Below are 5,447 nucleotides of genomic sequence, written 5' to 3'. Positions count from 1 at the left end.
GACCTCAAAAGGGCACCTTTTGCAAGCCAATTAGGCATCTTTTAGAAGCCAAAAGAGCATGTATTGGTTTTGAACTATACGAAAATAGTTTACAACTTTCAACTAATGAGGGAATAAGTTGTTTGTATAAGACAGATAGACATCGAACCTAATTACGTTTATCGTGTAATTTATCCCCCGTTCTAAAACCCTCTAATTGGGGCTAAGCATACTGGTGTTGGGTGATAGTTGTTGGGTGTTGAGCCTTTATAAAACTATCTTATTGGAGGAAATCATACCATGTATGTGGATTTAACTCATTCTATTAACAATCTAAGGATTTAACGGAGAAACCAAAAATCCCACCAACTTCGCAGTTGGTGGGACCCATTCAAGTATATATGAAGCTATAGAAAAGCGATTAGCTTTTGTTATCTTTCGCGCAGGCCATTTACTGCTCCAGCACTATTCTTTGCATAGTCGTTCGCCTTAGCAGCACCAAAGGAAGCCTTGCTTGAAGCTCTTGTCAACGCATTTTGAGCCTTTGCACTTGCTGGTCTCTGACGAGCAAGGTCGAAACGCATAACATCTGTTGTGTTTGTACTGCGTGCTACACCATAGAAGGTGTCATAACCCTTTGTCTTATCATATCCTAAGTGGAACCCATCATTAGTAGCATTGATGTCAAGATTGAAGATAGTTCCAGTCTTTGTGTACTTTATTTCAATGTTTCCATTATCCAAAACTTTCCAAGAGAATGCCAATGTCTGTGTGTTACCTTGTGCATCAGTATCTACCTCAACACCATTACCTTGAAGTGAATTAGCAGAAGATTTATACTGGAAGAACTTCATGTTAGCTCTAAAACTATTGCTCTTACGCTGATGTGTTGCATCATCCGTGTACTCAACAGTCATATTACCATCCCACTCACCGGTAAGTGTCTGTGCTTCTTCAACCAGTTTATTTACTTGTCCGTTCTCCTCCTGACGATAGTTATTATTCCAATTATAACTACTGTTATTACCTACAGCATCCATAAAGGCGTAGAACTCTGAGGTTGTTGCTTCTGGGTAATAATAATAGAACCAGTTGTAAGCTGTATAATAACTTGAGCCACTTGGGTATTCACGCAGGTAGTTTCGTACCGCATCACTTACCAAATCATTATAGTAATAGTTATTATCTCCCCAAGGATCATCGTCACAGCTTGTCAATGCCAATGGACTCGCAACTATTGCAAGTGCCATGAAAAATTTTGAAATTCGTCTCATACTCATATCCTATTTAATTCTTATTCTTTGTTTATTTACTGATGCAAAAATAGTGAAATTATAAGATGTTTATCAAGTAAATACACTATTTGAAGATAGGGAAATCCCTATTAGAGAAGATTCCACTCCATATCATCAACCCGAATAAAGAATCTCCAATAATCTATTATGAATTAAATCGATTACTAAAAAACTCCTAAACAATGAAGGAGGAAACAAATAAAATTCGTACATTTGCAACACACAAATAAGTAAACTATATAAAGAGAAGATAAGAAACAGAAATGAGAACAGTTTATGAATTCTCTGTCAAAGACAGAAAAGGTAAGGCATTTTCACTGAAAGAGTTTTCTAATGAGGTGCTACTGATTGTAAACACAGCTACAAAATGTGGCTTCACACCAACTTACGAGGAGTTGGAGGCACTCTATGAGAAGTACCATGCACAAGGATTTGAAGTACTTGATTTCCCTTGCAACCAGTTTGGACAGCAGGCACCAGGTACAGACGAAAGTATCCATGAGTTCTGCAAACTTACATACGGCACAAAATTCCCACGCTTCAAGAAGGTAAAGGTGAACGGTGAAGACGCTGACCCACTCTTCAAGTTCCTCAAGGAGCAGAAGGGCTTTGCTGGTTGGGATGAGTCACACAAGCTCTACCCTATCCTCGACAAGATGCTTTCTGAGGCTGATCCAAACTATAAGGAGAATCCAGATATTAAGTGGAACTTCACCAAGTTCCTTATTAATAAGAAGGGACAGGTCGTTGCTCGCTTTGAACCAACAGAGAGCATTGAGAATATCGCAAAGCAGATTGAAGAATTATTGTAGGATAAAGACTTGCAATTAGCTCTTTCCTAATAAGGATAAAAGCTATTTGTAAAATTACATATAACAAAACGATAAAAGGCAAAGAGCTTAGTTCTCTTTGCCTTTTATTATTTATCATACTTATTGCTATCCAGTAAACATAAGCCTACTTACTTCATATTTTGGATTTACTTGTAGCAGATATGGGGTTTCCTAATGTTTGTTTGCCTTTACTATCGTAAGATATTGCAAGGTAATTAGCACTCAGCACCAATGGTGCTAAGCAACAACACAATGCGTGCTGAGCAACAACACATAAGTTAAATATGCAATATAAGTTTTAAGCTTACTTCATTTCGCAATCCAACCCCTGCTTTCTTGCAGGAAGAAAGAAGCATGCTAAGAATGTTATCAATCCATTCAACATCAACAATTCATAGCCAAATTTGTAACCAGTAGTTTTCGAAACAATTGTGTCTAAAGCAAAGCAAAGAAGCGGACTGGCTACTGCTATATATGGAGTCAACCGATCATTCACCACACGTTTAGTGCATAAACCAAACGCAAAAAGACCTAAGAGTGGACCATATGTATAAGAAGCTATCGTGTAAATTGCATCTATCAAACTCGTTGAGTTGACATAACGGAAGATAAGGATAAACAAAATAAACACAATAGACACGCCTATATGTGCCTGTTTGCGTAACTTTTCATCCTTTGGACGACCACAGATGTCTACACAATAAGTTGTTGTTAAGGCGGTTAAGGCAGAGTCTGCACTGGAGAAGCACGCTGCTACAATACCGATTGTAAAAAGAATAACAACCAATGTACCTAATTGTCCACCTGCAACAGCCTGTAACATAAGATTGTCTGGCTCGTCAGGCAAGGATTGCCCGATACTATTGAAATACATCATTATCAGTACACCCAAGGACAAAAAGAGTAAATTGGCAGGTACAAAGGCAAAACCATAGGTACACATATCCTTCTGTGCTTCACGCAAAGTCTTACAAGTAAGATTCTTTTGCATCATGTCTTGGTCCAGTCCTGTCATAACAATAACAATAAAGATACCGCTAAGAAACTGTTTCCAAAAGTTCTGTTTTGATACCCAGTCATCGAATACAAATATATGAGAATGACTGTCATTGGCTATCGCTTGAGCTGCTTCCGGAAGCGACATGCCTAATGTTTCGACCACCTTATATATAATAAGAATGAGGGCAAGCAGCATACAAAGGGTCTGAAAGGTGTCTGTCAAGACCAGTGTACGTATTCCTCCCCTACGCGTGTAGAGCCAAATAAGTGCCACAAGAGCCACAACGGTAATGGGGAAAGGTATGCCGTAGGCATCTAAGACGAAACGTTGAAGTATCATACAAACAACATAGAAGCGCACTGCCGCACCTGTCATCTTAGACAATAGAAAAAATGAAGCACCAGTCTTATAGCTATAATTGCCTAAACGTGTTTGTAGATAAGAGTAGATAGTTGTCAACTTTAGGCGATAATAAACTGGAAGTAACAGATATGCAACAGCAAAATAACCTAACACAAAACCTAAACATGTCTGCATATAGGTCATATCGCTCAACATTACCATTCCCGGAACGCTAACGAAGGTAACGCCAGAAATACTGGCACCAATCATTCCGAAGGCAACAAGATACCAAGGTGACTGACGGTTTGCACAAAAGAAAGCATCGTTGTCTGCTTTATGTCCCGTTATTCTACTTATTAACAATAAGATGCAAAAATATGCAAGAATAGTAGCGATTATTATCATAATGGCAGCAAAATTACTAAAAATATTATCATTTCATGCAATTAAGAAATCTTATTTTGTAACTTTGTGAGACATCATCTTTCAATAAACATTCATCCATTGTATAATTGAGTAAGAGTATGGCACAACAGAAAAGATTTATACTTGACGAGAAAGATATCCCTACACAGTGGTATAATATTCAGGCAGACATGCCCACTAAGCCCCTTCCTCCACTTCATCCGGCTACACGTAAGCCAATGACAGCAGAGGATCTTTCTGAAATTTTCAGTAAGGAATGTGCAAAACAAGAACTTGATTGTGAGCATGCTTGGATTGATATTCCCGAAGAAGTGTTGGAGATGTATAAGTATTATCGCTCCACACCTCTTGTCCGTGCGTATGCTTTGGAGAAAACATTAGACACACCAGCACATATCTATTTCAAGAATGAAAGTGTAAATCCACTTGGCTCACATAAGGTTAATTCTGCCATCCCTCAGTGTTACTATTGCAAGAAGGAAGGTGTAACGAATGTCACGACAGAGACTGGTGCGGGTCAATGGGGCGCTGCACTATCCTACGCTGCAAAGGTATATGGTCTTGAAGCAGCGGTTTATCAGGTAAAGATTTCTATGCAACAGAAACCTTATCGCTCGCTGATTATGAAGACTTTCGGAGCTATGGTTGAAGGTTCACCTTCAATGTCTACACGTGCAGGAAAGGACATCGTTACACGCGACCCAACACATCCTGGTTCGTTGGGAACAGCAATCTCAGAGGCTATAGAACTGGCAAAAACTACACCTAACTGTAAGTACACTTTAGGTTCAGTACTCAATCACGTTGCATTGCACCAAACCATTATTGGCTTGGAGGCTGAGAAGCAAATGGAAATGGCCGGGGAATATCCTGATAAAGTCATTGCTTGCTTTGGTGGTGGTAGTAATTTCGGTGGTATTGCATTCCCATTTATGCGCCACAATATCCTTGAAGGAAAGAATACAGAGTTTATCGCAGCAGAGCCAAATAGCTGTCCAAAACTGACACGTGGCAGGTTTGAATACGACTTCGGTGACGAAGCGGGTTACACGCCTTTGCTACCAATGTTCACACTTGGCCATGATTTCAAACCAGCCAATATCCATGCAGGTGGTTTACGCTATCATGGTGCTGGTGTCATCGTGAGTCAATTGCTCAAAGACGGATACATGTGTGGAATGGACATACCACAGTTAGAAAGCTTTGAGGCAGGTATCCTCTTCTCTCGCACAGAAGGAATTATACCCGCACCAGAGAGTTGTCATGCCATTGCAGCTGCTATTCGAGAAGCAAAGAAGGCAAAGGAAACAGGAAAAGAAGATGTTATTCTCTTCTGTCTTTCTGGTCATGGGCTCATTGACATGACGGCTTATGACACTTATATCAATGGTGATTTGAGAAACTATACACTCTCTGATGACGAGATAGAGAAGAACCTTGGGACTGTTCCGAAGGTATAGTTAAGGTTCTTCTTTTAAATGCGTAGATTGTTAATAGTATGAGATTAATCCACATACATGGTATGATTTCCTCCAATAAGATTGTTTTATAAAGGCTCAACACCCAACAACC

General features: G+C 39.5%; 4 protein-coding genes. 2 read left to right on the top strand and 2 right to left on the bottom strand.

Annotated features, from left to right (window positions below; genetic code table 11):
• Positions 1–410: 410 nt before the first annotated feature.
• Positions 411–1,253: a hypothetical protein gene (locus HMPREF1505_RS11445; RefSeq protein ID WP_036925444.1), complete on the bottom strand. Its 843-nt coding sequence runs from the start codon at positions 1,251–1,253 to the stop codon at positions 411–413.
• A gap of 284 nt (positions 1,254–1,537) precedes the next feature.
• Here HMPREF1505_RS11445 and HMPREF1505_RS11440 point away from each other — a divergent pair, with 284 nt between their 5' ends.
• Entirely contained in the window at positions 1,538–2,086 is a 549-nt protein-coding gene (locus HMPREF1505_RS11440) for a glutathione peroxidase (protein ID WP_004359516.1), read from the top strand.
• 325 nt (positions 2,087–2,411) lie between these two features.
• On the opposite strand, the gene HMPREF1505_RS11435 is transcribed toward HMPREF1505_RS11440, so the two are convergent.
• Complete coding sequence (locus HMPREF1505_RS11435; protein ID WP_036925435.1) at positions 2,412–3,854, bottom strand: sodium:solute symporter; 1,443 nt, start codon at positions 3,852–3,854, stop codon at positions 2,412–2,414.
• A gap of 119 nt (positions 3,855–3,973) precedes the next feature.
• Here HMPREF1505_RS11435 and HMPREF1505_RS11430 point away from each other — a divergent pair, with 119 nt between their 5' ends.
• Positions 3,974–5,335, top strand: coding sequence for a TrpB-like pyridoxal phosphate-dependent enzyme (locus HMPREF1505_RS11430; RefSeq protein ID WP_036925433.1), 1,362 nt, complete (start codon positions 3,974–3,976; stop codon positions 5,333–5,335).
• Positions 5,336–5,447: the final 112 nt, after the last annotated feature.

Origin of the sequence: Prevotella sp. ICM33, from assembly GCF_000517825.1 — a bacterium.
GTDB lineage: Bacteria > Bacteroidota > Bacteroidia > Bacteroidales > Bacteroidaceae > Prevotella > Prevotella melaninogenica.
This window is presented reverse-complemented; position numbering and strand designations above follow the sequence as displayed.

What these genes read in the sequence shown, in the direction of transcription:
- HMPREF1505_RS11445 (WP_036925444.1), bottom strand. Translation starts at nt 1,253, where the DNA reads ATGAGACGAATTTCAAAATTTTTCATGGCACTTGCAATAGTTGCGAGT.
- HMPREF1505_RS11440 (WP_004359516.1), top strand. Translation starts at nt 1,538, where the DNA reads ATGAGAACAGTTTATGAATTCTCTGTCAAAGACAGAAAAGGTAAGGCA.
- HMPREF1505_RS11435 (WP_036925435.1), bottom strand. Translation starts at nt 3,854, where the DNA reads ATGATAATAATCGCTACTATTCTTGCATATTTTTGCATCTTATTGTTA.
- HMPREF1505_RS11430 (WP_036925433.1), top strand. Translation starts at nt 3,974, where the DNA reads ATGGCACAACAGAAAAGATTTATACTTGACGAGAAAGATATCCCTACA.